Origin of the sequence: Ruegeria denitrificans (assembly GCF_001458295.1) — a bacterium.
Taxonomy (GTDB): domain Bacteria; phylum Pseudomonadota; class Alphaproteobacteria; order Rhodobacterales; family Rhodobacteraceae; genus Ruegeria; species Ruegeria denitrificans.
The window spans coordinates 89580-116020 of the sequence record NZ_CYUD01000014.1 but is presented as its reverse complement, the minus strand read 5'-3'; the positions used below and the strand labels follow the sequence as shown (position 1 = coordinate 116020).

Annotated in this window: 36 protein-coding genes; 35 read left to right on the top strand and 1 reads right to left on the bottom strand. The window is 57.3% G+C overall.

Going from position 1 to position 26441, the window contains the following annotated elements; all coding sequences use genetic code 11:
* Positions 1 to 3 precede the first annotated feature (3 nt).
* The 16 genes from rplP (at position 4) to rpmD (ending at position 7364) form a co-directional block, all read left to right on the top strand.
* Positions 4 to 417, top strand: a complete 414-nt coding sequence (rplP, locus tag RUE5091_RS18980) for a 50S ribosomal protein L16 (protein WP_058283513.1) — start codon at positions 4 to 6, stop codon at positions 415 to 417.
* 160 nt (positions 418 to 577) lie between these two features.
* The gene (locus RUE5091_RS18975) at positions 578 to 1126 is read left to right on the top strand and encodes an amino acid synthesis family protein (RefSeq protein WP_058283512.1); all 549 of its coding nucleotides are present in this window, start codon (positions 578 to 580) and stop codon (positions 1124 to 1126) included.
* A gap of 48 nt (positions 1127 to 1174) precedes the next feature.
* Complete coding sequence (locus RUE5091_RS18970; protein WP_058283511.1) at positions 1175 to 1795, top strand: TIGR02466 family protein; 621 nt, start codon at positions 1175 to 1177, stop codon at positions 1793 to 1795.
* 257 nt (positions 1796 to 2052) lie between these two features.
* Positions 2053 to 2259, top strand: a complete 207-nt coding sequence (locus tag RUE5091_RS18965) for a cold-shock protein (protein WP_058283510.1) — start codon at positions 2053 to 2055, stop codon at positions 2257 to 2259.
* A gap of 196 nt (positions 2260 to 2455) precedes the next feature.
* Positions 2456 to 2881: an ester cyclase gene (locus RUE5091_RS18960; protein WP_058283509.1), complete on the top strand. Its 426-nt coding sequence runs from the start codon at positions 2456 to 2458 to the stop codon at positions 2879 to 2881.
* A 194-nt stretch (positions 2882 to 3075) separates the two neighbouring features.
* Positions 3076 to 3282 (top strand): 50S ribosomal protein L29, encoded by a 207-nt coding sequence (rpmC, locus tag RUE5091_RS18955; protein WP_058283508.1) that lies wholly within the window; start codon positions 3076 to 3078, stop codon positions 3280 to 3282.
* Between the two features lie 4 nt (positions 3283 to 3286).
* Positions 3287 to 3517 carry a 30S ribosomal protein S17 gene (gene rpsQ, locus RUE5091_RS18950; protein ID WP_058272371.1) on the top strand — a complete coding sequence of 77 codons (231 nt, stop codon included), beginning with the start codon at positions 3287 to 3289 and terminating at the stop codon, positions 3515 to 3517.
* A gap of 76 nt (positions 3518 to 3593) precedes the next feature.
* Positions 3594 to 3962, top strand: a complete 369-nt coding sequence (rplN, locus tag RUE5091_RS18945) for a 50S ribosomal protein L14 (RefSeq protein ID WP_008757934.1) — start codon at positions 3594 to 3596, stop codon at positions 3960 to 3962.
* Between the two features lie 2 nt (positions 3963 to 3964).
* Positions 3965 to 4276, top strand: coding sequence for a 50S ribosomal protein L24 (gene rplX / locus RUE5091_RS18940; RefSeq protein WP_008755589.1), 312 nt, complete (start codon positions 3965 to 3967; stop codon positions 4274 to 4276).
* Positions 4269 to 4829: a 50S ribosomal protein L5 gene (gene rplE / locus RUE5091_RS18935; protein WP_058283507.1), complete on the top strand. Its 561-nt coding sequence runs from the start codon at positions 4269 to 4271 to the stop codon at positions 4827 to 4829. Before rplX ends, rplE begins: the two co-directional genes overlap by 8 nt.
* A gap of 19 nt (positions 4830 to 4848) precedes the next feature.
* Complete coding sequence (gene rpsN / locus RUE5091_RS18930; RefSeq protein ID WP_010437098.1) at positions 4849 to 5154, top strand: 30S ribosomal protein S14; 306 nt, start codon at positions 4849 to 4851, stop codon at positions 5152 to 5154.
* A gap of 13 nt (positions 5155 to 5167) precedes the next feature.
* Entirely contained in the window at positions 5168 to 5560 is a 393-nt protein-coding gene (gene rpsH, locus RUE5091_RS18925; protein WP_008757119.1) for a 30S ribosomal protein S8, read from the top strand.
* A gap of 12 nt (positions 5561 to 5572) precedes the next feature.
* Positions 5573 to 6106 (top strand): 50S ribosomal protein L6, encoded by a 534-nt coding sequence (gene rplF / locus RUE5091_RS18920; protein ID WP_010437101.1) that lies wholly within the window; start codon positions 5573 to 5575, stop codon positions 6104 to 6106.
* Positions 6107 to 6117: 11 nt separating this feature from the next.
* Entirely contained in the window at positions 6118 to 6477 is a 360-nt protein-coding gene (gene rplR, locus RUE5091_RS18915) for a 50S ribosomal protein L18 (protein ID WP_058283506.1), read from the top strand.
* Between the two features lie 116 nt (positions 6478 to 6593).
* Complete coding sequence (gene rpsE / locus RUE5091_RS18910) at positions 6594 to 7163, top strand: 30S ribosomal protein S5 (RefSeq protein WP_058283505.1); 570 nt, start codon at positions 6594 to 6596, stop codon at positions 7161 to 7163.
* A gap of 12 nt (positions 7164 to 7175) precedes the next feature.
* Positions 7176 to 7364 (top strand): 50S ribosomal protein L30, encoded by a 189-nt coding sequence (gene rpmD, locus RUE5091_RS18905; RefSeq protein WP_058283504.1) that lies wholly within the window; start codon positions 7176 to 7178, stop codon positions 7362 to 7364.
* A gap of 102 nt (positions 7365 to 7466) precedes the next feature.
* Here the strand turns inward: rpmD and RUE5091_RS18900 are convergent, their stop codons facing one another.
* On the bottom strand, positions 7467 to 8036 hold the full coding sequence (locus RUE5091_RS18900) for a carboxymuconolactone decarboxylase family protein (protein ID WP_058283528.1): 570 nt from the start codon (positions 8034 to 8036) through the stop codon (positions 7467 to 7469).
* Between the two features lie 293 nt (positions 8037 to 8329).
* On the opposite strand from RUE5091_RS18900, the gene RUE5091_RS18895 reads away from it, so the two are divergent.
* From RUE5091_RS18895 to RUE5091_RS18805, 19 genes are all read left to right on the top strand, one after another.
* Entirely contained in the window at positions 8330 to 8545 is a 216-nt protein-coding gene (locus RUE5091_RS18895) for a DUF1127 domain-containing protein (protein ID WP_058283503.1), read from the top strand.
* 179 nt (positions 8546 to 8724) lie between these two features.
* Complete coding sequence (locus RUE5091_RS18890; RefSeq protein WP_082643725.1) at positions 8725 to 9585, top strand: hypothetical protein; 861 nt, start codon at positions 8725 to 8727, stop codon at positions 9583 to 9585.
* A 144-nt stretch (positions 9586 to 9729) separates the two neighbouring features.
* Positions 9730 to 10203, top strand: coding sequence for a 50S ribosomal protein L15 (gene rplO / locus RUE5091_RS18885; protein WP_058283502.1), 474 nt, complete (start codon positions 9730 to 9732; stop codon positions 10201 to 10203).
* Between the two features lie 109 nt (positions 10204 to 10312).
* Positions 10313 to 11677 carry a preprotein translocase subunit SecY gene (gene secY / locus RUE5091_RS18880; protein ID WP_058283501.1) on the top strand — a complete coding sequence of 455 codons (1365 nt, stop codon included), beginning with the start codon at positions 10313 to 10315 and terminating at the stop codon, positions 11675 to 11677.
* Entirely contained in the window at positions 11674 to 12318 is a 645-nt protein-coding gene (locus RUE5091_RS18875) for an adenylate kinase (RefSeq protein ID WP_058283500.1), read from the top strand. The genes secY and RUE5091_RS18875 overlap by 4 nt, the downstream gene beginning before the upstream one ends.
* 201 nt (positions 12319 to 12519) lie before the next feature.
* Positions 12520 to 12888 carry a 30S ribosomal protein S13 gene (gene rpsM, locus RUE5091_RS18870; protein ID WP_058272383.1) on the top strand — a complete coding sequence of 123 codons (369 nt, stop codon included), beginning with the start codon at positions 12520 to 12522 and terminating at the stop codon, positions 12886 to 12888.
* A gap of 15 nt (positions 12889 to 12903) precedes the next feature.
* Complete coding sequence (rpsK, locus tag RUE5091_RS18865) at positions 12904 to 13293, top strand: 30S ribosomal protein S11 (RefSeq protein WP_058283499.1); 390 nt, start codon at positions 12904 to 12906, stop codon at positions 13291 to 13293.
* 115 nt (positions 13294 to 13408) lie between these two features.
* Entirely contained in the window at positions 13409 to 14425 is a 1017-nt protein-coding gene (locus RUE5091_RS18860) for a DNA-directed RNA polymerase subunit alpha (RefSeq protein WP_058276312.1), read from the top strand.
* 118 nt (positions 14426 to 14543) lie between these two features.
* Complete coding sequence (gene rplQ / locus RUE5091_RS18855; RefSeq protein WP_058283498.1) at positions 14544 to 14963, top strand: 50S ribosomal protein L17; 420 nt, start codon at positions 14544 to 14546, stop codon at positions 14961 to 14963.
* A gap of 144 nt (positions 14964 to 15107) precedes the next feature.
* On the top strand, positions 15108 to 16448 hold the full coding sequence (locus RUE5091_RS18850; protein ID WP_058283497.1) for a DUF3300 domain-containing protein: 1341 nt from the start codon (positions 15108 to 15110) through the stop codon (positions 16446 to 16448).
* A 1-nt stretch (position 16449) separates the two neighbouring features.
* Positions 16450 to 17340 (top strand): DUF2950 family protein, encoded by an 891-nt coding sequence (locus RUE5091_RS18845; protein WP_058283496.1) that lies wholly within the window; start codon positions 16450 to 16452, stop codon positions 17338 to 17340.
* A 131-nt stretch (positions 17341 to 17471) separates the two neighbouring features.
* Complete coding sequence (locus RUE5091_RS18840) at positions 17472 to 18527, top strand: TauD/TfdA family dioxygenase (RefSeq protein ID WP_058283526.1); 1056 nt, start codon at positions 17472 to 17474, stop codon at positions 18525 to 18527.
* A gap of 71 nt (positions 18528 to 18598) precedes the next feature.
* A complete protein-coding gene (locus RUE5091_RS18835; protein WP_058283495.1) occupies positions 18599 to 19984 on the top strand; it encodes a trypsin-like peptidase domain-containing protein in 1386 nt (461 codons plus the stop codon).
* Between the two features lie 3 nt (positions 19985 to 19987).
* Positions 19988 to 21298: a replication-associated recombination protein A gene (locus tag RUE5091_RS18830; RefSeq protein ID WP_058283494.1), complete on the top strand. Its 1311-nt coding sequence runs from the start codon at positions 19988 to 19990 to the stop codon at positions 21296 to 21298.
* A gap of 98 nt (positions 21299 to 21396) precedes the next feature.
* Positions 21397 to 22440 (top strand): RluA family pseudouridine synthase, encoded by a 1044-nt coding sequence (locus RUE5091_RS18825; RefSeq protein ID WP_058283525.1) that lies wholly within the window; start codon positions 21397 to 21399, stop codon positions 22438 to 22440.
* A complete protein-coding gene (locus tag RUE5091_RS18820; protein ID WP_058283493.1) occupies positions 22437 to 23108 on the top strand; it encodes an HAD-IA family hydrolase in 672 nt (223 codons plus the stop codon). The genes RUE5091_RS18825 and RUE5091_RS18820 overlap by 4 nt, the downstream gene beginning before the upstream one ends.
* 4 nt (positions 23109 to 23112) lie before the next feature.
* Entirely contained in the window at positions 23113 to 23820 is a 708-nt protein-coding gene (locus tag RUE5091_RS18815) for an ATP12 family chaperone protein (RefSeq protein WP_058283492.1), read from the top strand.
* A gap of 208 nt (positions 23821 to 24028) precedes the next feature.
* Positions 24029 to 25048: an amino acid ABC transporter substrate-binding protein gene (locus RUE5091_RS18810; RefSeq protein WP_058283524.1), complete on the top strand. Its 1020-nt coding sequence runs from the start codon at positions 24029 to 24031 to the stop codon at positions 25046 to 25048.
* A 124-nt stretch (positions 25049 to 25172) separates the two neighbouring features.
* Positions 25173 to 26441 carry an amino acid ABC transporter permease gene (locus RUE5091_RS18805; protein WP_058283491.1) on the top strand — a complete coding sequence of 423 codons (1269 nt, stop codon included), beginning with the start codon at positions 25173 to 25175 and terminating at the stop codon, positions 26439 to 26441.

Here is a 26441-nt window from a genome sequence, read left to right as displayed (position 1 = left end):
GATATGCTTCAACCAAAGCGTACTAAATTCCGCAAGATGCACAAAGGCCGGATCAAGGGCCTCGCCAAAGGCGGCTCTGATCTGAACTTTGGCACCTACGGCCTGAAAGCTCTTGAGCCTGAGCGTGTAACCGCACGCCAGATCGAAGCTGCACGTCGTGCCATGACGCGTCACATGAAGCGTCAGGGTCGTGTCTGGATCCGCATCTTCCCCGACACTCCGGTCACGGCTAAGCCGATCGAAGTTCGTATGGGTAAAGGTAAAGGATCGGTCGACCGCTGGGCATGCAAAGTCAAGCCTGGCCGCGTGATGTTCGAGATCGACGGCGTCAATGATGACATCGCCCGCGAGGCCCTGCGCCTGGCCGCGATGAAGCTGCCGATCAAGACCCGCGTCGTGGTTCGCGAAGACTGGTAAGCGATTGGGGGTGACCCCGCTCGTGACAAGATTAACCCCCGTCGGGAAACCGGCGGGGGTTTTTCTTTGGCTCTGATTCTTGGGATCCTGCCCGTCGCGAAAAAAGTCGACGTCTAACCGAAGGGCTCATAGGCTACTCCTGAGGAATTGGGGGTGTTCTATGCTACAACCGCGCAAAAAGATGTTCATCAAGGAAGTCATAACTACGGACCAATTGGGCCAGCCATGTGATCCGGTCAGCCGTGTTGCGGCCTTGGCGGTAATACGGAACCCTTTGGCCGGAAAATTTTCAGAGGACTTGTCAGAACTGTTTGAAATAGGAGGCGAGTTAGGTCCCAATCTCGCAACGGAGGCGATTTCTCATTTGGACGGTGCGCCGATTTCATACGGTAAGGCGGCGATTGTGGGTATGAATGGCGATCTTGAGCAGGGCGGGGCAGTCATTCACCCGAAACTTGGTGCTCCGATGCGGGCTGCTGCGGACGGAGGAGAGGCTGTAATCCCTTCAAACGCGAAACTCGGAGCGCCCGGTTGCACAATCGACCTGCCGCTGGGGCACAAGGACAACCCATGGTCCTTCGACCACTTTGACACCATGACACTGAGTGTTGCCGATGCTCCGAAACCGGATGAGATCGTTCTGTGCCTTGCCTATGCCGATGGAGGCCGGCCGATCCCGCGTTGTGGAAAGGGACCTGTCAAAACCTGAGTCCATCAAGGGCTGGCATAGGGTCTGAGCTTGAGCTATGCCCGGCCTATGGCACAGATTGATTCACTCTTCGTTACCCGTCTTTATCGCGCAGCTTTGTCTGAGTTTGATCCCAAGATCGACACGGAAGAGCTGGAAAACTCCTGCTTGGTCATCGCCGATGATGATGAGGCCGGGCAGGGTTGGTGTGAAGAAAACGGCTATCCTGGATACACCAGCTATGCGTCGCTGACCGATCTGCCCTGGCGCTTTCCAATCTTCGCTGATCTGGTCAAAGCGCTGGATGCCCATGTCCAGGCCTTTGCCAGTGATCTGGAGTTCGACCTTGGTGAGCGCGATCTCGTACTTGAAGATATCTGGATCAACGTTCTGCCCGAAGGTGGCACCCACAGCGGCCACATTCACCCGCATTCCGTTATCAGCGGCACTACCTATGTGGCGATGCCGGATGGTGCCAGTTCGCTGAAACTGGAGGACCCGCGTCTTGGCCTGATGATGGCCGCCCCCGCACGGCGCAAAGATGCCCGCCGTGAATTGCAAAGCTTCATCTACACCGACCCCAAAGTCGGAGAGGTCCTGCTGTGGGAAAGCTGGCTGCGCCACGAGGTGACGATGAACATGGCCGAGGACGAACGGATCGGTATCAGCTTTAACTATAAGTGGGAGTGAGCCCCGGTCCGCGCAGCGGCAATCGCTCCGGCGGAGCTATTGAGGGGCGAAAGGGCGGTGCCCCAATAAATCACGATTCAACTCGAGTTGTCGAAAAGCCTTGCAATTTGTGCCGTCATGAACCATGTGAAGCACGCTTACGGTTTTCTTTTTCGACCACTGTCTCCCGAATCTTCGGCGTTCAGTCTCTCGATCCAGACCGACATCGCCGCGCTGTCGCAATTCCGCGGACAGCAATTTTTAAGGAGACTACGGATATGGCCAATGGCACCGTAAAATGGTTCAACGCAACTAAAGGTTTTGGCTTCATCGCACCGGAGACCGGTGGCAAAGACGTGTTTGTACACATCTCTGCTGTCGAGCGCTCGGGTCTGACCGGCCTGGCCGACGACCAGAAAGTAACATTCGACATCGAGCCCGGCCGTGACGGTCGCGAGTCGGCTGTGAACATCGCTCTGGCGTAAGTCACTCAGACTTAGACAGTTGAAGACGCGGTCTCGTGCAAACGAGGCCGCGTTTTGCGTTTCCAACCAAAATACAAAAAATTCTGGAAAGTGTTACGAAACTTCTCCGGATGAATTCGTCAAACTCAATGTGAGAAAACCTGAAGCCAACTCATATACAATCCTGTATGTTCCATGGATCACAGAGGTATCCAGTATGAAAGAAACTGAACGGGTGGTTCGCCAATTCCATGAAAGTTGGGGGATGCGGGATCCTGATCGCGGGGCCGAGGTGATTGCCGAAGATTGTCAGTTCGAAGATGTTGCTCGTGAGGAAAAGCAACTTGGCAAGCTGGCCTATAAAGAGGATTACGAGCGTTGGCGAAAGGCATTCCCGGATGGAGAATGCATCGTGGATAATGTGATCGTCAGCGAGTGCGGTGAATGGGCGATCGTAGAGTTCCACAATACTGGAACCCACACTGGTGTTCTGCATTCAAGCCTCGGTGATTTCGAACCAACCGGAAAGCGATACGAAGTGCGCTATTGCTCAGTAATGCGGGTAATAGGTGGCATGGTTGTTGAAGGACGAGACTATTATGACAGCGCCACTATCGTACGACATCTAGGCTTGGTGAAGTAAGCAGCGACTAGCCCGTTAGTGTAGTCAGAGGATTCCTAAACTTTCCCTTGCTACCTACCCGCTAACCCCCTATAGAGCGGCATCTTGCGTTCCCCCGGCTGAGTCGGGGGATTCGTATGTCTATCATTCATCCACCAGGTCAAAGGTGACCCTGACACGGGGCCTTCTGGTGTTTTGAGCAAAGGAAAAAGGCGATGAACGCCCAAGAACTGCGTGACAAGACCCCGGACCAGCTCCGCGAGGAACTGGCCAACCTGAAGAAAGAAAGCTTTAACCTGCGCTTTCAACAGGCAACCGGTCAGCTGGAAAGCACCGCCGGCATCAAAGCGGCCCGCCGCAATGCTGCCCGCGTGAAAACCATTCTGAACGAAAAGGCCGCTGTAGCGGCATCGGAGGAGTAATCCTATGCCCAAGCGTATCCTGTCCGGCACCGTAACCAGCGATGCCAACGCACAGACCGTAACCGTTTCCGTCGAGCGTCGCTTTACGCATCCGGTTCTGAAGAAAACCATCCGTAAGTCTAAGAAATACCGGGCTCACGATGAAAAGAACGCCTTCAAGGTCGGCGACTCTGTACGCATCATAGAATGCGCGCCGAAATCGAAGACGAAACGTTGGGAAGTTCTGGAAGCGTAAACTTTCAGGATTTTTCCATTTGTCGAAACCCTGGGGGATCTAACCAGACCAGCCCCCACAGGTCGGGAGAAACCACATGATCCAGATGCAGACCAATCTGGATGTCGCTGACAACTCCGGCGCACGCCGAGTTCAGTGCATCAAGGTCCTGGGTGGTTCCAAGCGTAAATACGCCTCCGTCGGCGACATCATTGTCGTCTCGGTGAAGGAAGCCATCCCACGCGGCCGCGTAAAGAAAGGTGACGTCCGCAAGGCCGTCGTCGTACGCACCGCCAAGGAAGTCCGTCGCGAAGACGGCACCGCGATCCGTTTCGATCGCAACGCCGCCGTCATCCTGAACAACAACAACGAGCCCGTAGGTACACGTATCTTTGGCCCGGTTGTTCGTGAACTGCGTGGCAAGAACTTCATGAAAATCATCTCGCTCGCTCCGGAGGTGCTGTAATCATGGCTGCTAAACTCCGCAAAGGCGACAAGGTCGTCGTGCTGGCCGGCAAGGACAAGGGCAAAGAGGGAACGATTACCTCGGTTGACCCGAAAGCCGGTAAAGCTGTTGTCGACGGCATCAACATCGCCATCCGCCACACCCGCCAGACCCAGAACAGCCAAGGCGGCCGTTTGCCCCAGGCAAACCCGATCGAGCTGTCGAACCTGGCTCTGCTGGACGCAAACGGCAAAGCAACCCGCGTTGGCTTCCGCATGGAAGGTGACAAGAAGGTCCGCTTCGCCAAGACCACAGGGGACGTGATTGATGCTTGATAACGCAACCTACACCCCGCGTCTGAAAGCTCAGTACGCTGAAACCATCCGTGCCGCTCTGAGAGAAGAGTTCGGCTACAAGAACGACATGCAGCTGCCCAAGCTGGAAAAAATCGTTCTGAACATCGGCTGTGGTGCTGAGGCAGTTAAAGATTCCAAGAAAGCCAAGGCGGCCGTCGAGGATCTGACTGCGATTGCCGGTCAACAGGCCGTTGCAACTAAGGCGAAAAAGTCGATCGCGGGTTTCCGCGTCCGTGAAGACATGCCGCTGGGTGCGAAAGTGACCCTGCGCGGTGACCGGATGTACGAATTCCTGGATCGTCTGATCACCATCGCGATGCCGCGCGTTCGTGACTTCCGCGGTGTTAAGCCGTCTTTCGATGGTCAGGGCAACTTTGCCATGGGCATGAAAGAGCACATCGTGTTCCCCGAAATCGATTTCGACAAGGTCGACGAAGTCTGGGGCATGGACATCGTAATTGCCACCACAGCGAAAACCGACGCTGAAGCAAAGGCACTGTTGAAAGCATTCAACATGCCCTTCAACGCATAAGCGCCGTAAGGATAGAGACATGGCTAAAAAAGCAATGATCGAACGCGAAAAGAAGCGCGAACGCCTGGTGGCCAAATATGCCGCAAAGCGTGCCGAGCTGAAAGAAATCGCGAATGACGAGAGCAAGCCGATGGAAGAGCGTTTCAAAGCGCGTCTGAAACTGGCGAAACTGCCGCGCAACAGCTCGGCTACCCGTCTTCACAACCGCTGTCAGCTGACCGGTCGTCCCCACGCTTACTACCGTAAGCTGAAGGTCAGCCGTATCGCGCTGCGCGAGCTGGGTTCTGCTGGTCAGATCCCCGGCATGGTGAAATCGAGCTGGTAAGGGAGAGAATGATATGAACGATCCTATCGGCGATATGCTCACCCGTATCCGCAACGCACAAATGCGTGGCAAGTCCACCGTTTCCACCCCGGCTTCCAAGCTGCGCGGTTGGGTTCTGGACGTGCTGGCGGACGAAGGTTACATCCGTGGCTACGAAGCGACGACCGGTGAAAACGGTCATCCGGCCATCGAAATCAGCCTGAAATACTACGAAGGCACCCCTGTTATTCGCGAACTGAAGCGGGTCTCGAAGCCCGGTCGCCGCGTGTACATGGGCGTCAATGACATCCCGCAGGTCCGTCAGGGTCTGGGTGTGTCGATTGTCAGCACTCCGAAAGGTGTGATGTCGGACCAGAATGCTCGCTCCAACAATGTTGGCGGCGAAGTGCTCTGCACCGTCTTCTAAGGAGGTCTGTCAATGTCTCGTATTGGTAAAAAACCGGTCGAGCTGCCCAGCGGCGTTTCCGCCTCTGTGTCGGGTCAGACCATCGAAGTCAAAGGTCCGAAAGGCACCCGCAGCTTCACTGCAACCGATGACGTAACGCTGTCGGTCGAAGACAACGTTGTGCAGATCAACCCTCGTGGGATGTCCAAGCGCGCGCGCCAGCAGTGGGGCATGAGCCGCACTATGGTCGCCAATCTGGTTGAAGGCGTTACCAACGGCTTCAAAAAAGAGCTGGAGATCCAGGGTGTTGGTTACCGGGCTCAGATGCAGGGCAACACCCTGAAACTGAACCTCGGCTACAGCCACGACGTTGATTTCACCGCTCCGGAAGGTGTCACCATCACCGCACCTAAGCAGACCGAGATCGTTGTGGAAGGTATCGACCAGCAGCAGGTGGGCGAAGTCGCGGCCAAAATCCGCGAATGGCGCCGTCCCGAGCCGTACAAAGGCAAGGGCATCCGCTATAAGGGCGAGTTCATCTTCCGCAAAGAAGGCAAGAAGAAGTAAGGACGCAAACCATGGCAAACAGCAAAAGAACCCTGTTTCTGAAGCGCCGCCTGCGCGTTCGGAACAAACTTCGCAAGGTCAACGCGGGTCGTCCGCGTCTGTCCGTACACCGTTCGAACAAGAACATCTCTGTTCAGCTGATCGACGACGTGCGTGGCGTGACCCTGGCCTCGGCCTCGACCCTGGAAAAAGATCTGGGTGTTGTTGGCAAGAACAACGTCGAAGCGGCCACCAAAGTGGGCGCGGCCATCGCCGAGCGTGCCAAGAAGGCAGGCGTCGAAGAGGCCTATTTCGATCGTGGTGGCTTCCTGTTCCACGGCAAAGTGAAGGCTCTGGCCGACGCTGCGCGTGAAGGCGGTCTGAAGATCTAAGACTTGCGGGCAGCTTAGCGGCTGCCCCGATGATCCGGGGGCCTCGGCAACAGTCGGGGCTCACTTGGATTGAACAAACGGCGCCGATTGCGCCATGTAAGAGAAGGGATGCCAAAATGGCAGAACGTGAAAACCGCCGGGGCCGTGGTCGTGACCGCGACGAAGCACCGGAATTCGCAGATCGTCTGGTTGCGATCAACCGTGTGTCGAAAACCGTAAAAGGTGGTAAGCGCTTTGGCTTCGCCGCTCTGGTGGTTGTCGGCGATCAGAAAGGCCGCGTCGGCTTTGGCAAAGGTAAAGCGAAAGAAGTACCTGAAGCCATCCGTAAGGCGACCGAGCAAGCCAAGCGTCAGATGATCCGCGTGCAACTGCGCGAAGGTCGGACCCTGCACCACGACATCGAAGGCCGTCACGGCGCCGGTAAAGTGGTTATGCGCACCGCACCTGAAGGTACTGGTATCATCGCCGGTGGTCCGATGCGTGCCGTGTTCGAAATGCTGGGCGTCAAGGACGTTGTGTCCAAGTCGCTGGGCTCGCAGAACCCGTACAACATGATCCGCGCCACCATCAACGGCCTGCAGAAAGAGCAGAGCCCGCGTTCGGTTGCACAGCGTCGTGGCAAAAAGGTTGCTGACATCCTGCCCAAGCGGGACGAAGCACCGGCCGCTGCTGAAGCAGAAGCATAAGGAGAGCGACCCATGGCAAAAACCATCGTCGTCAAGCAGGTCGGTTCCCCGATCCGCCGCCCCGCCGAACAGCGCGCGACCCTGATCGGTCTGGGCCTGAACAAGATGCACAAAACCCGTGAGCTGGAAGACACTCCTTCGGTTCGCGGCATGATCAACAAGATCCCGCATCTGGTAGAGATCGTCGAAGAGCGCGGCTAAGCGCCCCTTTGAAGACTTAGAAACGCCTCCGACTTGGTCGGGGGCGTTTTGTTGTTTGTGATGCCTCGTTGTTGGCTTTATCGCCAAAGTGCGTCTAGAATCTTAGACATCTAGGCCGTTTGCGCGACCGAAATCCGAATAAAAAGTTTTGCTTCGTAACTTCTTGAGCGTTTGTTCATCGACCTCGTTGGGATCACTGTTCACTCTGCTGATCCCCGTTCCTTCGACCAGCCGATTAACCAAACTGAAAACTCCACAAACCTGTATCGCATCGAAGAGTGCGTTCTCGGACCAACCTGCGTCATAAACGGCTTTCGCGTCCTCTTCTGTCATTCGTGAAGGGGAAAGTGTAAGTTTCGCGACATATGCGAGAATGGGCTTGAAAAGTTGATTGACCGGCGCTGAATCGGGGTCTTCCAATAGTGCCTCGATCAAATTCGTGTCGATGCCATAGGCGTGGGCAAACAATGTGTGAGCACCGTGGCAGTAGGAACAGGCATTCAGCCCTGAAACGTAGGCTGCGATCAGTTCTCGCTCAGAGAAAGAAAGGTCACTTTCACCCCGCATGACGAGGCTTTCATATTCACACCATGGACCGAGCTTTTCTGGAAACGAACTAAAGACGCTCCCAAGCGTTGCGTCCTTCGAGAAAGATGGGAACAGCCGTTTCATTTTCACCTCGTCATTCGAGTGCGACATCGGGACAACCAATGTCAGTCTTCATGAAATACTTCTATTTTAGCAGACTTGCCCTTTTGGGAAAACGACGGCTCGCATTGCGCGAACCAAAACCTATCCGCTCTGGAAAAGCACCAGATTTATTCTGTTATGCCCTTAATGCATAACGGCTAGACCGAAACTTCCGTTGTTAGTGTTATCCAGCGCGCCTATCTGACCCCTGTCTTCAAAAGGACCAGAACAGAAATCGTCGGGGAATTCGCCCCGATCAGGAAAGGAATTCAGATATGGCCTATACAGCAACATCCACTCACGGTGGCTTCAACCCGATCGCACGCTTTGGGCAGTTCATCGCAGACATGAAACAAGCCTTTACCTTGCGCTCCGAGTACAACCGCACCTATTCGGAACTGCAGAGCCTAACCGACCGCGAACTGAATGACATCGGCGTGCGTCGCTGCGATATCAAAGACATCGCGCATGATCACGTTTACTGCTCGTAAACCTACGGTTTGAACCGCTTGTCCAGAGGCGCCGTTTGGCGCCTCTTGTCGTTTGAGAGTCCACAGCGACACAACCCCGGAGTTTTTTGCAGTGCGGGATTGCGAGGATGCCCGGGATGGGGCAAACGCCAATTAGGCGACTAGTTTTTTGTCGGTTCTATTTGACGGAATGATCACGAATGGCGCGCGAATATCAGGTTGGAATGCTGTGGGTCGAAGGACCGTTAAGCTTTCTGGAGCAACTTTGCATCAAATCCTATCTGGATGCAGGTCAAAGCGTGCGCCTTTATACTTACGACAACGTCACGAATATTCCGGATGGGGTCGAGCACCGGGACGCGCGCGAGGTTCTGAGCGATTCCGAGTTCGTAACCCATGGCAGAACCGGAAGCCCGGCGCCGCATTCGGACAAATTTCGGTACCGGATGCTGGCGCAAGAGCCTGATTTGATCTGGGCCGACACCGATGCCTATTGCCTGAAACCTTTCACCACGCCGAACGGACATTATTACGGGCGTCTCCAGGGGGAAGTGGCCATTGGTGTCCTCGGTCTGCCGCAAGACAGTGAGACGCTGGGTAAGTTGATTGAGGTGACCAATGACCCCTATATGGTCCCGCCGTGGCTGCCCCCGCGGCACCGAAAGCCGCTGGAAGAGGCGCAGCAAAACGGCTCGGCCGTTAACGTGCCCGAGGCTTTCTGGGGTGTGTGGGGGCCAAAAGCGTTCACTTGGGCATTGAACAAGACGGGTGAGATCAAATACGCGCTGCCAGAGCATGTGTTTTATCCGCTGAACTTCACCCGTCGGCGTGCCTTGGCCCGACCAGGGGTCAAAATCGACCACTACATGAAAGAAGATACGGTTTCGATCCATCTATATGGTCGACGGATGCGCTCGATTATGCGGTCAAAATATGGTGGACGGCCCGATCCGAACAGCCTGATTGGCAAGTTGGTAGAAAAGCATGGGATCGACCCACTCGCGGCACCCATTCGACCGCATGACGGGGCTGCAGAAAAAGCGGACGGGGCCGAGGATTGACATGGGTCCGCCCGCGGGCTTGCCAAGCGGGGTCAACGGGCCTATACGCCTCCAGTGGACGTCGATCCACGAGAATCAAAACCAAAAAATGCCGTGTTTGACCCATAACGCTTCGGGGGTCACATCCGGCTTAGGAGAAGCGATATGAAACTGCACGAATTGCGCGATAACCCAGGCGCCACACCGAAACGGACCCGCGTTGGTCGCGGTCCCGGTTCCGGCAAAGGTAAAATGGGTGGCCGTGGTATCAAAGGTCAAAAATCCCGTTCGGGTGTGGCCATCAATGGCTACGAAGGTGGCCAGATGCCGCTGTATCAACGCCTGCCCAAGCGTGGCTTCAACAAGCCGAACCGCAAGGCATTCGCCGTTATCAACCTGGGTCTGATCCAGAAATTCGTCGACGCTGGCAAGCTGGACGCCAAAGCTGCGATCACCGAGGATGCTCTGGTTGCATCCGGTCTGGTCCGTCGCAAGCTGGACGGTATCCGCGTTCTGGCCAAAGGCGAAATCAGCGCGAAACTGAACCTGGAAGTTACCGGTGCTTCGAAAGCTGCTGTTGAAGCGGTTGAGAAAGCGGGCGGTTCACTGACGGTCACAAAAGCTGCTGCGGCAGAGTAAGCGCTTGTGAGCGGGCCAAGACCCGCTTACATAGTCCTCAGAGTTTTCCCAGACGCCGCCCGAGCCGGAAAACGGTTCCGGGCGGTGTTTTCATAAGAGAGACCGATTTATGGTATCAGCAGCAGAACAAATGGCAGCCAACACAAGCTGGTCTGCCCTTGGTAAAGCCACCGATCTGCGCAACCGCATCCTGTTCACGCTGGGTTTGCTGATCGTCTATCGTCTGGGCACCTTTATTCCGGTGCCGGGGATCGACGGGCAAGCCCTGCGCGAGTTCATGGAGCAAGCGGGGCAGGGCATCGGCGGCATGGTTTCGATGTTTACCGGCGGGGCGCTGGGGCGGATGGGTATTTTTGCCCTCGGCATTATGCCTTACATTTCAGCCTCGATCATCGTGCAGCTGCTAACTTCTATGGTTCCCGCGCTCGAACAACTCAAGAAAGAGGGCGAGCAGGGCCGCAAGAAAATCAACCAATATACCCGTTTCGGCACCGTGGCACTGGCCACGGTTCAGGCCTATGGTCTGGCCGTATCGCTGGAATCGGGCGATCTGGCGACCGATCCGGGCATGTTCTTCCGTATGTCTACTATGATCACGCTGGTTGGCGGCACCATGTTCCTGATGTGGCTGGGTGAGCAGATCACCGCGCGTGGCATCGGCAACGGTATCTCTTTGATCATCTTCGTCGGCATCATCGCCGAGGTTCCGGCTGCATTGGCGCAGTTCTTTGCCAGCGGACGCAGCGGTGCGATCAGCCCCGCCGTGATCGTTGGTGTGATCGTCATGGTTATCGCCGTGATTACCTTTGTGGTGTTCATGGAGAGGGCTCTGCGCAAGATCCACATTCAATACCCGCGCCGTCAGGCCGGTATGAAGATCTATGAAGGTGGTTCCAGCCACTTGCCAGTCAAAGTGAACCCGGCGGGCGTTATTCCGGCGATCTTTGCCAGCTCACTGCTGCTGCTGCCGGTGACGATCTCGACCTTCTCGTCGGGTGCAACCAACGGGCCGGTGATGTCGTGGCTGCTGGCCAACTTTGGCCCCGGACAGCCGTTGTACCTGCTGTTCTTCGCTTCGATGATCGTGTTCTTTGCCTATTTCTATACGTTCAACGTGTCGTTCAAACCGGATGATGTGGCGGACAACCTGAAAAAGCAGAACGGTTTTGTGCCGGGTATCCGTCCGGGCAAGAAAACCGCCGAGTATCTGGAATATGTGGTCAACCGCGTGCTGGTTCTGGGTTCGGCCTATCTGGCGGCTGTCTGTCTGTTGCCTGAAATCCTACGGGGCCAGTTTGCCATCCCGTTCTATTTCGGAGGCACCTCGGTTCTGATTATTGTCTCTGTGACCATGGACACGATCCAACAGGTTCAGAGCCACCTGCTGGCGCATCAATACGAAGGGCTGATCGAAAAGTCCCAGCTGCGCGGCAAGGGTAAGAAACGCGGCAGGAAGGGACCCTCTCGTCGATGAACATTATTCTTCTTGGGCCCCCGGGGGCCGGTAAAGGGACGCAAGCGCGCCACCTGGTCGAAACACGCGGCATGGTTCAGCTGAGCACTGGCGACATGCTACGCGAGGCTAAGACTTCGGGCACCGAAATGGGCCAGAAGGTTGCAGCGATCATGGATGCGGGCAAGCTGGTCACCGATGAGATCGTGATCGGCCTGATCGAAGAGAAGCTGACTACCGAAACGGGCGCTGGTTTTATCTTCGACGGCTTCCCGCGGACTCTGGCGCAAGCCGATGCGTTGGCGGCGCTGCTGACCAAGCTGGGTCAGTCGCTGCACACCGTGATCGAGATGCGCGTCGACGATGACGCGTTGGTCGGTCGGATCACCGCTCGGTCGACCTGCGCTGGATGTGGTGAGGTTTATAACGACATCACCAAACCGATTCCGGCAGACGGCAAGTGCACCAATTGCGGTAAGGAAAATGACTTCCAGCGTCGTGCAGATGACAACGAAGACAGCCTGCGTACGCGACTGATGGAATACTACAAGAAGACCTCGCCGCTGATCGGTTACTACTATGCCAAGGGCGATCTGCGCCCGGTCAATGGACTGGCTGACATCAAGGAAGTCACCGCCTCGATCGAGGCGATTCTGGGCTGACTTCAGGTTGGGGCTTGACGGCCCCACCAAAAGCCCATATCGACCCCCATCCCTAAAGGGAATCAAGACCGCAGGCGGGATTCGTCCCAATTGCCCCGACCACCTCGAATAATGCTGAACCCTCTGGCCTCACTGCCACGGTAAAGCGTTGTGAAAAAAGGTTCTGGAGTTACGGAACCGCAACGAAAAGGAAAGTGACACGTGGCACGTATTGCCGGCGTAAACATCCCGACTGCAAAGCGGGTACCAATCGCCCTCACATATATCACCGGTATCGGTAACACCTCGGCCAAAGCGATCTGCGAAGCCGTGGGCATTGATGCGACCCGTCGCGTCAACGAACTGTCCGACGCCGAAGTTCTGGCCATCCGCGAGCACATCGACGCAAACTTCACCGTTGAAGGTGACCTGCGCCGTGAAGTTCAGATGAATGTCAAGCGCCTGATGGACCTGGGCTGCTATCGCGGTCTGCGTCACCGCCGCAACCTGCCGGTTCGCGGTCAGCGTACCCACACCAACGCTCGTACTCGCAAAGGCCCCGCAAAGGCCATTGCTGGTAAGAAGAAATAAGGGAGGGTCTGACTGATGGCACGTGACAAGACTCGCGTTAAGCGCAAAGAGCGCAAGAACATCGCATCGGGCGTCGCCCATGTGAACTCGACCTTCAACAACACCAAGATCCTGATCTCGGACGTGCAGGGCAACGCCATCGCGTGGTCGTCTGCCGGTACTATGGGCTTCAAAGGATCGCGGAAATCGACCCCCTACGCCGCACAGATGGCTGCAGAAGACGCAGGCAAAAAGGCGCAGGATCACGGCGTTAAAACGCTGGAAGTCGAAGTTCAGGGCCCCGGTTCGGGTCGTGAATCGGCTCTGCGTGCGCTGGCTGCAGTGGGCTTCAACATCACGTCGATCCGTGACGTGACACCGATCGCTCACAACGGCTGCCGTCCGCCGAAGCGTCGTCGCGTCTAAGCGATTTTGAATTGAGCTGGGGCCAGTGTTTTTGCACGGCCCCAGCACGTCATTTTGAACCTCGGGCGTCTGCACCTTGTTGGTCATGGGGCGCGGACAGGAATGGAGGGATTACATGATCCATAAGAATTGGGCTGAATTGATCAAGCCGACCCAGCTGGAAGGCAAGCCGGGCAACGATCCTGCACGTCAGGCAACCCTAGTTGCCGAACCGCTGGAGCGTGGCTTTGGTCTGACCCTGGGCAACGCCCTGCGCCGCGTCCTGATGAGCTCGCTGCAAGGCGCGGCCATCACCAGCGTCCAGATCGACAACGTCCTGCACGAGTTCTCCTCGGTCGCGGGCGTGCGTGAAGACGTCACCGATATCATCCTGAACCTCAAGCAGGTTGCCCTGCGCATGGAAGTCGAAGGGCCCAAGCGCCTGTCGATCAATGCCAAAGGTCCCGCAGTTGTCACCGCTGGCGACATCAGCGAAAGCGCCGGTATCGAGGTTCTGAACCGCGACCACGTCATCTGTCACCTGGACGATGGCGCCGACCTGTTCATGGAACTGACCGTCAACACTGGCAAGGGTTACGTCTCTGCTGAGAAGAACAAGCCGGAAGACGCACCTATCGGCCTGATCCCGATCGATGCGATCTATTCGCCGGTCAAAAAGGTTGCCTATGACGTTCAGCCGACCCGCGAAGGTCAGGTTCTGGACTATGACAAGCTGACCCTGAAGATCGAAACCGATGGTTCGATCACACCGGAAGACGCGCTGGCCTTTGCCGCTCGTATCCTGCAGGACCAGCTGTCGATCTTCGTCAACTTCGACGAGCCGGAATCGGCTGGCCGCCAGGACGAGGACGATGGTCTGGAGTTCAACCCGCTGCTGCTGAAGAAAGTGGACGAGCTGGAACTGTCGGTCCGTTCGGCAAACTGCCTGAAGAACGACAACATCGTTTACATCGGCGACCTGATCCAAAAGACCGAAGCCGAGATGCTGCGCACTCCGAACTTCGGCCGCAAGTCGCTGAACGAGATCAAAGAAGTGCTGTCCGGCATGGGTCTGCACCTCGGCATGGATGTCGAGGATTGGCCGCCCGACAATATCGAAGATCTGGCGAAGAAATTCGAAGACGCGTTCTAAACGCGTCTTCCCCAATGCCCGGGCTGCCGGGGACAACAAGGGCACTTCCGCCCCAAGGAGAGCCGGTGACACGCATCGCCGGCCAGACAAAGCAAAACGCGAAATAAGGAATTGAAACATGCGTCACGCACGTGGTTACCGCCGCCTGAACCGTACTCATGAGCACCGCAAGGCGCTGTTTGCGAACATGGCTGGCTCGCTCATTGAGCATGAGCAAATCAAAACAACTCTGCCCAAGGCAAAAGAACTGCGCCCGATCATCGAAAAGCTGGTCACTCTGGGCAAGCGCGGCGACCTGCACGCCCGCCGTCAGGCCGCATCACAGCTGAAAGAAGACAAAGACGTCGCAAAGCTGTTTGAAGTTCTGGGGCCCCGCTATGCCGAGCGTCAGGGCGGTTATGTCCGTATCCTGAAAGCTGGCTTCCGCTATGGCGACATGGCCCCGATGGCGATCATCGAATTCGTTGATCGTGACGTCGACGCCAAAGGCGCGGCTGACAAAGCCCGCGTTGCCACCGAAGAGGCAGCAGACGAATAAGAAGAAAGTCCGGCTTTCTGATTTTTAACCCCCGTGTCTCTGGACGCGGGGGTTTTTTGGTTCTCAGGTGAAAGCGGCCAAATGCCCACCTGTTGCCAGAATCGCAAACTTGAGTGATCCTTTGAGAAATTGAAGGATCGCAATATGTTTAAGTATCTGATTTTTGCGCTCGGTATTGGCGCATCAACTGCGCTTTACGCGCAAGAAACGTCTGATGATTCCGCGGTCGAAGAAGCGTCAACCGACCAATCCGAGCTGTTGACAGATGCGGAACTGCAAACGTTGGTTGCTCCGGTAGCTCTTTATCCGGACACGTTGCTTATCCAGATATTCGTTGCGGCCACTCAGCCGCTGGAGATTGTGAAGGCCGAGCGTTTCTTGCTGGACAATGCTGAACGAGATCCTGTTGAGTTAGAACCGGAAATCGAAGCAATGGGATGGGATCCTTCGGTCAGTGTTCTTGCAACGGCTTTTCCCGAAGTCGTTGGCCAGATGGCCACCCATATCGACTGGACCGAGACTATGGGTACGGCGATGCTGGCGCAGTCAGATGATGTGATGGATGCTGTGCAGGTTATGAGGGACCAAGCGATTGACACTGGTGCTTTGGTCTCGGGTCCTGAACAAACTGTTGAAGTTGCCGAAGATGAAACAGTCGTCATCACACCAACAAACACCGAAACCGTGTATGTGCCGCAATACAATCCCGAGACAGTCTATACCGGACCATCTACCGGAGACGTCGTGGGCGCGGCGTTGCTGACCTTTGGCACGGTCGCCTTGATTGACGAAATTTTTGACGACGATGACGATTGGTACGACTATTGGGGTTGTCGGAATTGCGGTGGATGGAATGGACAGCCCATCGTGCGGAATCCTGATATCGACATTGATGTCGATCGCAACGTCAATATCGACAATGTTGATCTTGGCGACCGTACGGATATCGGATGGAAACCCGACGCTGAGCGCAAAAAGCAAGCACAGGATAAAATCTCGAACCACAAAAGGCCCGAAGGCGGCCGTGGTGATCTGCCGGTGAACCGCCCCGAAGGCCGCACAGATGAGTTACGAGCGAAACTGAGCCGCGAATCCGGTGCTGCTGATATTAGCCGGGATGGCGCATCGCGCGAGCGGGCAGCAGCGGTTGCCGCTGGAGCGGGCGCAGTCGCTGGCGGGGCGCTTGCCAACCGGGGCAATGGAAAAAAGGACTTGCCACAGGTAAACCGGGGCAATGTCGACCGGGATAAGGCTGCGGCCAAACAGCAGGCAGTCGATCGTACCAAGCAAAGACCGGATGCAGCAAAAAAGCCCGTCAAACAAAAACCCCAAGCTGCCAAGAAACCTCAGGCCAAGAAAACGGCGACGGCTCAGCGCAAACCAAGCGCCTCAAAGGGGCAGGCGATGAAGAAAAAGGCGTCAGGGAAGAGAACCCACAGCGCGTCCAGTCGCGGCCATGCCGCCAAGGGAAAGCGGAGACGGTAAGATGCGTAATTCGGTATTTTCCATTGTATTTCTTGCCGCCACTGCCAGTGCGGCACTTTCGGATGGGGCTCGGTTTGACACGCCGCAAGTTGCCTTGGATGCCTTTGTTGATGCCCTGAAGGCGGATGATCAGAACAAGCTACTGGAAATTTTTGGACCCGAGGCCGAAGACCTGATCGGGACAGGTGATCCAGTCGAGGATCAGGAAAGGCGGCAGGAAGTGCTGGGCATGTACGCCGAGGGTTACCGCTTTCAGCCAGAGGATGACAGGGTTGTCATCCTGTTGGGCGAAGACAGCTGGCCTTTCCCGATCCCCATTTCGCGCGGGGAAGACGGTTGGCAATTTGACCTTGAAGCGGGGGTCGAGGAACTCTCGGCCCGCGAGATTGGTTTGAACGAACTGGATGTGATCGAGTTGCTAGAGGCTTATGTCGATCTGCAGGCGGCGTTCAGGCTGGTCGATCATAATGGCGATGGGGTAATGGAGTTTGCCCAGACGATCATTGCCGATCCCGGACAGCGAAACGGGCTGTTCTGGCCAGAGGAAGACAGCTTTGTCGGTGCGGCACTGGCCCGCGCTGCCGCGTCTGGGTGGAGTGATGGCGAGACGGACTATGACGCCGAGCCCTTCCTTGGGTATTACTATACCATCCTGCAAGAGCAGGGCCCAAATGCACCGGGTGGCGCCTATTCCTATTATGTGGCTAACAGGTTTGTCGCCGGGCACGCCCTTCTGGCAGTGCCTGCCGATTATGGTGAAACCGGTATCCATTCCTTCCTTGTGGGCGAGAACGGAATTGTTTTCGAGGCGGATTTTGGCCCTGAGACACTGGAAACAACCGCGGAGATTACGACCTACGATCCCGGCCAGGATTGGTCGCCGGTCGAATGATGCGTGTGCTGCCTGCGTGTGTAGGTGGTCATTGCAGGTATGTCGTCGCATGAACATCATTTCCGGTGATTTCCGGCAATGAAACCCGGCTTTCCCACGTCACTCGGTGACATGAGTGCGGAGGACTTATGATGACGGAATTATCCGAGATACCCAGTGAATTCACAGGACCTTCCGCTTGGACCGGGCAAGGGATGAACGCGCGTCAGTATGAATGGATTGTCGATCTGTCGCCTGAGGACATCGCCGATCTTGAGCAAGCCGCCCGTTACTATCTGAGCTTGGGGCGCGACATCGGAGAAATTTCAAAAGCTGATTTTCCGTTGCAACGATTTGACCGCCATCTGCAACATCTGCGCGACAAATTGATCAACGGGATCGGGTTCGAGGTAATCCGGGGCCTTCCGGTGCAATCGTACACGCAAGAGATGGCAGCGGCGATTTTTTGCGGGACGGGGGCACATCTGGGGTCTGCCCGTTCACAGAACGCTCAGGGCCACATTCTGGGGCATGTCCGTGACATTGGCGCGGATGCCAATGATCCGAACACGCGGATTTACCAGACCCACGAGCGGCAGACCTTTCACACGGACAGCGCCGATATCGTCGGGCTGCTATGTTTGCGTGACGCCAAAGAGGGCGGGGATTCACTGTTGGTCAGTGCCGAAACTATCTATAACCGGATGCGTGCCGAGTGCCCTGACCTGCTACGGCGTTTGTTCGACCCCATCGCGACCGACCGCCGTGGCGAAGTGCCGGAAGGTATGCAGCCATTCATGACGATCCCCCCATTTTGCTGGCACGACGGCAAGCTCACCGTGTTCTACCAGCGCCAGTATATCGATAGCGCGCAAAGGTTTCCTGATGCCATGCGCCTGACTTCCGACCACGTTGCAGCATTGGACAGGTTTGATGCGTTGGCCAATGATCCGGAACTGTACCTGACCATGCGGCTGCAGCCCGGAGACATGCAGTTCGTCTACAATCATTCTCAACTGCACGACCGGACAGGGTTCACCGATTGGCCGAGCTCGGCCGAGCGGCGTCATCTGTTCCGTCTCTGGCTATCGCCCGAGGGGGACCGCGAATTACCTGAGGTATTCAAGCAGCGCTACGGAACCATTGATGTTGGCAATCGCGGCGGGATCATTACCAAGGGTACGCGGCTGCACGCTCCTCTGGACTGACCGCCAGCAGATGCTTGCATTACCTTCCGCGGGGGCGCATATCGAGTTCAACTCTGCAGGTTGAGGTTTTTATGTTCCGCGCGACACTTATTGCTTTTTCCATGGCATGTGCTTCGGTAGCCACTGCTGAAACCCGCGTACCGCAGACACAGGCCGAAATTTCGCTGGGTTTTGCGCCGGTGGTCAAAGAGGCCTCGCCCGCGGTCGTCAATATCTATGCCAAGATCGTCCGACAGGGGCGGTCGAACCCGTTTTTCTCGGACCCATTCTTTCGGGATTTCTTTGGCGGCGGCATGGCCGAGCCGCGCCCACGGGTTCAGAACTCCTTGGGATCGGGGGTGATCCTGTCGCAGGATGGCTACGTCGTCTCAAACTACCACGTTGTCGGTACGGCCACGGAAATCCGTGTGGTGACGACGGACCGGCGGGAATATTCGGCGCAGGTGGTGTTGGGAAACAAGGAAAGCGATATCGCCATTCTGCGGTTGCAAGAGGCGGACAAGCTGCCGTTCCTGCAACTGCGCGATTCCGATCATGTCGAAGTGGGCGAACTGGCGCTGGCCATCGGCAACCCTTTCGGGGTGGGACAGACCGTATCGTCTGGCATCATCTCGGGCCTGGCCCGCACGGGGGCTGCCACTGGCAATGCGCGCGGTTACTTCATTCAGACGGACGCGGCGATCAATCCGGGCAATTCGGGCGGCGCGCTGATTGATGTGAATGGTGACCTTATTGGGATCAACACTGCCATCCTTACCCGCTCGGGCGGGTCGAACGGAATTGGATTTGCGATTCCAGCCAATCTGGTGGCCGAGTTTCTGCGGCAGGCGCAGGAGGGCAATGACAGCTTCGTCAGCCCCTGGGCCGGAATGGCGGGCCAGCACATGAGCGCCGATATCGCCGAATCTCTGGGTCTGGTGATCCCGTTGGGTGTAGTGATTTCCGACCTTCATCCCCTGAGCCCACTAGCCGATGCCGGGCTGCGCGTCGGCGACGTGGTGACACGTGTGGATGGGGATGAAGTAAACTCTCCGGCTGAGATGAAATTCCGCATGTCGGTGGCGGGCGTTGGCGGCACGTCGATTATGACCCGGTTGCGCGGAGAGGAAAGCGCAGAGGTCGAAGTGGCCCTGATCAGGGCACCTGAAACCCCGGCATCCGACGAGACCACGCTGGACGACCAGACGGTGATGCCGGGGCTGACCGTCTCGCGTATCAACCCTGCAGTCATCACGCGGATGGGGTTGGTGCTGTCGCAAACCGGTGTTGCCGTGGTGGATGCAGGTCCATATGGCGGGCGGTCCGGGTTGCGTGCGGGCGATGTGGTCAGTGGCATCAACGGCGCGCAGATCGATCACCCACAGGACGTGGTGGATGCGCTGACCGATCCGGGGCGCAGGGTGATTTTTGACATTCAGCGCGGCGGCCGTTCAGTGTCCCTGCGGTTCCGGCTGTAAAACGTGAGCGATCTGTTCGACACCGGGGCTGCCGCGCCCACACCGCCCGCGCATCGCCCGCTGGCGGATCGACTGCGGCCGCAAACGCTGGCCGAAGTGATCGGGCAGGCGCAGGTGCTGGGCCCGAACGGACCACTGGGGGTCATGCTGACCTCGGGCAGCTTGTCCAGTCTGGTGTTCTGGGGGCCGCCGGGTGTGGGCAAAACCACCATTGCGCGGTTGCTGGCGCAGGAAACCGATCTGCATTTCGTTCAGATAAGCGCGATCTTCACTGGTGTCCCTGACCTGAAGAAAGTGTTCGAAGCCGCCAAAATACGGCGCCAGAACGGGCAGGGCACGCTGCTGTTCGTGGATGAGATTCACCGGTTCAACAAAGCCCAGCAAGACGGGTTCCTGCCGCATATGGAGGATGGGACGATCCTGCTGGTCGGGGCCACGACCGAAAACCCGTCTTTTGAGCTGAACGCTGCTGTGCTCAGCCGGGCGCAGGTACTGGTGCTGGAACGGCTCAGCCTTCGTGATCTGGAGCGGCTGACCCAACGGGCGGAAAAAGAGCTGGACCGTGCACTGCCGCTGACCGGCCCCGCCCGCGAGGCGCTGCAGGAAATGGCCGACGGCGACGGGCGCGCGTTGTTGAACCTGATCGAACAGATCGCCGCGTGGAAGGTTGATACCCCGCTGGACCCGGATGCGCTGTCGACCCGGCTGATGCGTCGGGCAGCGAAATACGACAAATCGGGTGACGAGCACTACAACCTGATCTCGGCCCTGCACAAATCGGTACGTGGGTCTGACCCGGACGCGGCGCTCTATTGGTTCGCGCGGATGCTGACGGGGGGTGAGGACCCGCGCTATCTGGCGCGGCGGATCACCCGGATGGCCGTCGAGGATATCGGTCTGGCCGATCCGCAAGCTCAGGCGATCTGCCTGCAGTCGTGGCAGACCTATGAACGGTTGGGCAGTCCCGAGGGTGAACTGGCCTTGGCACAGGCGCTGGTCTATCTGGCCCTGGCCCCCAAATCGAACGGTGCATATGTCGGTTACAAGGCGGCGATGCGGCTGGCCAAGCAATCGGGCAGTGAGCCGCCGCCCAAGCATATCCTGAACGCGCCGACCTCGCTGATGAAGGATCAGGGTTATGGCGCGGGCTATGCGTATGACCACGATGCCGAGGATGGGTTTTCCGGCCAGAACTACTTTCCTGACAGTATGGATCGGCCTGAACTGTATCAGCCGGTCGAACGTGGGTTCGAACGCGAGTTGAAAAAGCGGTTGGACTATTTTGCTAAGCTGAGGGCCCAGCGGAACGGTTGACTCTTGGCCTTTGGCACGCCACAGACGCGCATGTTTTCTATGACACGTACAGACAGGCTTGGCGCGCGAACACGTCGCGCGACGCAGGGGATATCGGCATGAGCGGCGTACAGATGATCAGCGTGGCAGAGGGTGATGGCGACCAGCGGTTGGACCGGTGGCTGCGCCGCCTGTTCCCGCATGTCAGCCAGGGCCGCATCGAAAAGATGTGCCGAAAGGGTGAGTTGCGGGTTGATGGCGGACGGGTGAAAGCGTCGACCCGGCTTGAGGTCGGTCAGGTCGTGCGCGTGCCGCCTTTGCCCGATGTCGATCACAAGCCGGTCGAAGTCAAACACCGTATTTCGGATGCGGACGCCAAGATGATCCAATCCTGCGTCATCTATCGTGATGATGACGTTCTGGCACTGAACAAGCCCCAGGGTCTGCCGGTTCAGGGTGGCAGTGGCCAGACGCGCCACGTTGATAGCCTGTCGGAAGCGCTGCGTTTTGGCTATGACGAGAACCCCCGCCTTGTGCACCGACTGGACAAGGACACTTCGGGCGTTCTGCTGCTTGCGCGCACGCGCGAGGCGGCCAAGGGGCTGACTGCCGCGTTCCGTCACCGCGACACGCGCAAGATCTACTGGGCGCTGGTGGCCGGTGTGCCGACGCCATACCTGGGTGAGATCAAGACCGGGCTGGTCAAAGCCGCAGGCCACGGCAAGCACGGTGAAGGCGAAAAGATGATCCCCGTGCATCTGAATGAAATCAACGATACGCCGGGCGCAAAACGGGCACATACGCTCTATGCCACGCTCTACCGAGTGGCTGGTCGCGCCGCATGGGTGGCGATGGAGCCAATTACTGGCCGCACACATCAGCTGCGCGCGCATATGGCGGCGATTGGGCATCCGATCATCGGCGACGGCAAATACGGCGGCTCGGGACAGGAAAACCTGGGTGACGGATGGGGCGCGCAACTGGGCGGCGTCATCAGCAAGAAACTGCATTTGCATGCACGTCAGGCTTCGTTCCAGCATCCGGTAACGCGCAAGACCATCACGGTCACGGCACCGTTGCCGGATCACATGAAACACAGCTGGGACACGTTCGGCTGGACCGAGGATCTGGCCGCCGATGACCCGTTCGAGGAACTGCAATGAGCGCACCTCTGCGTTTGGTGCTGTTCGATGTGGATGGTACTCTGGTCGACAGTCAGGGCAGCATCGTGGCGGCAATGACAGCCAGTTTTCAGGCATTGTCGTTGCCGGTGCCTGTCCGTAAGGCGATTCTGTCCATTGTCGGCCTGTCTTTGCCAAACGCGATGGCGCAACTGGCGCCTGAACATTCGAATAGCGATCAACAGCGTCTGGTCGAGGGGTATAAACAGGCCTACCACGCACACCGTTTAGAACAGGGGGCGGCAAGCTCTCCACTCTATCCCGGGGCGCGGGACGCTATTGAGGCGCTGCACGCGGTGCCTGAAATTTTGCTGGGCGTGGCCACAGGTAAATCCCAACGCGGGTTGGATGCGTTAATCGAGGCACACGGGCTGGAGCATTATTTCGTGACCCGGCAGGTGGCGGATCATCATCCGTCGAAACCACACCCTTCGATGATCGACACCGCGCGCAGCGAAACCGGAGTGGATGCAGCCAATACAGTCATGATCGGCGACACCAGATTCGACATGGACATGGCGCTTGCAGCCGGGGTGACAGGCATCGGTGTCAGCTGGGGTTATCACGACCGGTCCGCTCTGGATGGTGCGACCTGTGTAATTGAAACTTTTGACCAGTTGCCGCAGGCGCTGGACGAAATCTGGACCTGACAAAATGAGTGATTGGAAGCCGAAACGATTTTGGGCCGAGTGTGCGGTGGTTGATGCCGAAGGTGGGTTCACCGTCGAATTGGACGGCCGCCGTGTGAAAACTCCGGCCAAGGCGGCGTTGATCCTGCCAACACGTGCTATGGCCGCACAGGTGGCTGCGGAATGGGATGCACAGGAAAAAGAGGTTGACCCGACGGTCATGCCTTTCACTCGCTCGGCCAATGCGGCCATCGACAAGGTCCGCCATCAACACGCCGAGGTTGCGGACCTGCTGGCCGACTACGGAGATTCTGATCTGCTGTGTTACCGCGCAGCACACCCGCAGGGATTGCAGGAGCGTCAGGCCGAGCAATGGAACCCGGCCCTGGACTGGGCGGCCGAAGTGCTTTGTGCGCGACTGCTGCCTGTTGTCGGCGTGCTGCATCAGCCTCAGCCAGATGCGGCTCTGACCAGCCTAAGGCAGCGTGTTCATGGGCTTAGTGATTTTCAATTGGCCGCCTTTCATGACCTTGTCAGCCTGTCGGGCTCGCTTGTTCTAGGTTTTGCTGCTGCCCAAAACTGGCGCGAGGCAGAAAAAATCTGGGAAATTTCCAGGCTGGATGAGCTTTGGCAGATTGAACAATGGGGTCATGATGACGAAGCATTTGACGTAGCGGAAACTAAGAAGGCGGCCTTTTTACACGCAAAAAAGTTCTTTGATCTCTCGATTTGATCCCTCAAAACCTGATTTTCCAGCGTCGGATGAGTCATCCCTGAATTGAATCATCGTTTTCCCTGATCCGGGCCTTGACGTTTGTTTATGATTACGCCCAAACTCGTGCCCACTAAAGGGGAGACACCTTTGGGGAAACCTTTCTGGTGCCAAAGGTGCCGGACAGAGCCGTTTCTGGATGGGGACGGAAAATCAGGAAGAGGTAAAAATGAAAAAATCCGTAATCTTGGGCGTGGCAACTATCGCCGGCCTTGCTGCTGGTGCAGCTGCGGCGGGAACTGCCGATGATGTCAAGGCACGCGGCAAACTGAACTGTGGTGTGGCAAGCGGTGTACCCGGCTTTGCCAGCCCGGACGCAAATGGTGAATGGCAGGGTTTTGACGTGGCCGTGTGCCGCGCCGTTGCAGCCGCCGTTCTGGACGATCCGACCGCCGTGGAATTCATTCCGACCACCGGTAAAACACGCTTTACCGCGCTGGCTTCGGGTGAGATCGACATGCTGGCCCGTAACACCACCTGGACCTTCAGCCGCGATGTTGACCTGAAGTTCGAATTCGTCGGCATCAACTACTATGATGGTCAGGGCTTCATGGTTCCAAAGGCTCTGGGCGTCAGCTCGGCCAAGGAACTGGACGGTGCGACCGTCTGCATTCAGACCGGCACTACAACCGAACTGAACCTGGCGGATTTCTTCCGTATCAACAACATGAGCTACGAGCCGGTTCCGATCGAAACCAACGCCGAAGCGCAACAGCAGTATCTGGCGGGTGCCTGTGACGTCTATACCACGGACGCTTCCGGCCTGGCGGCGACTCGCGCCACCTTCGAAAACGCCGGTGATCACGTGATTCTGCCCGAAATCATCTCGAAAGAGCCGCTGGGCCCGCTGGTCCGCCACGGCGATCACGAGTGGGGCGATGTGGTCCGTTGGACCCTAAACGCGCTGATCGCGGCGGAAGAGCTGGGTGTAACCTCGGCGAACATCGACGAGATGTCCAGTGGTGCCACCGACAACCCAGAGGTGAACCGCCTGTTGGGTACCGAAGGTACGCTGGGTGAGATGCTGGGTCTGGACGCGAACTGGGCACAGCGCGCGATCAAAGTCGGCGGCAACTATGGCGAAGTGTTTGCCAAGAACATCGGTGAAGAAACTCCGATCGGTCTGGCGCGCGGCCTGAACGCTCAGTGGACTGATGGCGGTCTGCTTTACGCACCGCCCTTCCGCTAAAAACCACGGAAAAGGGCGCGGGGCAACCTGCGCCCTTTTTCCTTCCATAAGAAACACGCCCGGAACGATCTGAGCAGAAGCAAACTCTGCCATAAACCGGGATGCACGGGGAAAAACATAGGTCATGACGACACTCACTGACCCGCCGAAGGAGCACTTCCGGCTGTCCATGCTCCTTTACGATACGCGGTACCGATCTGCGACCATTCAGGTCATAGCGATGATCGGTTTCATGCTTCTGGCAGCCTGGATTATCAACAACACCATTCAGAACCTCGAAACACTGGGCAGAACAGTCGGGTTCGATTTTTTTGCCGAACCGGCCAGCTATGACATCAACCAGCGTCTGCTGGAATACGACTCGCGCGATACCCATCTGCGTGCGGCATTAATAGGCTTGCTGAACACGCTGGTTGTCGCAGTTCTGGGCTGTATCACGGCAACGATCATCGGCGTCATGGTTGGTGTTCTGCGCCTTTCGAACAACTGGCTGGTCGCCCGGATCATGACCGTCTACGTGGAAATGTTCCGCAACGTGCCAGTGCTGCTGTGGATCGTGTTCGCCATGGCGATCCTGATCGAAAGCCTACCGGCACCGCGCGCCTTCCGGGGTGAAAACCCAGAAGCCACGATGGATCTTTTCGGCACGGTCGCGGTGACCAATCGCGGCGTATATGTGCCTGAATTCCTGTTCTCGCGCGGGTTGGGAGATATTCACCTGTTCGGCACGTCGAGCCTGCGCTTTGATGTATCGCTGGACTTGATCGCTTTCCTGATCGTGATGGGAGGCAGTATCTTTGCCATGCGCAAAGTGTCGGCTTGGGCCAATGCGACGCAGGAAAAGACGGGTGATCGTCCGACCATCTGGCACATCCAGTTGGGTCTGTTTTTTGTGCCGTCGGCTATCCTGCTGGGCGCGCTGGGCTTCCATCTGGGCTTCCCCGAGCTGAAAGGCTTTAACTTTACCGGCGGCACCCATCTACGAAACTCGCTGATTGCCCTTTGGCTGGCCCTGTCGTTGTACACCGCGGCCTTTATCGCCGAGATCGTGCGCGCTGGTATTTTGGCCATCTCGAAAGGCCAGACCGAGGCCGCATCCGCACTGGGCCTACGCCCGGGTCGAACCATGCGTCTGGTGGTCCTGCCGCAGGCCCTGCGGGTGATCATCCCGCCGATGATCTCGAACTATCTGAACCTGACCAAGAACTCGTCACTGGCGATTGCGGTTGGATATATGGACATCACGGGTACTTTGGGTGGCATCACCATGAACCAGACCGGCCGCGAACTGGAATGTGTTCTGCTGTTGATGCTGGTCTATCTGGCCATCTCGCTGAGCATTTCGGCGGTGATGAACTGGTACAACAACCGTGTCAAACTGGTGGAGCGGTAA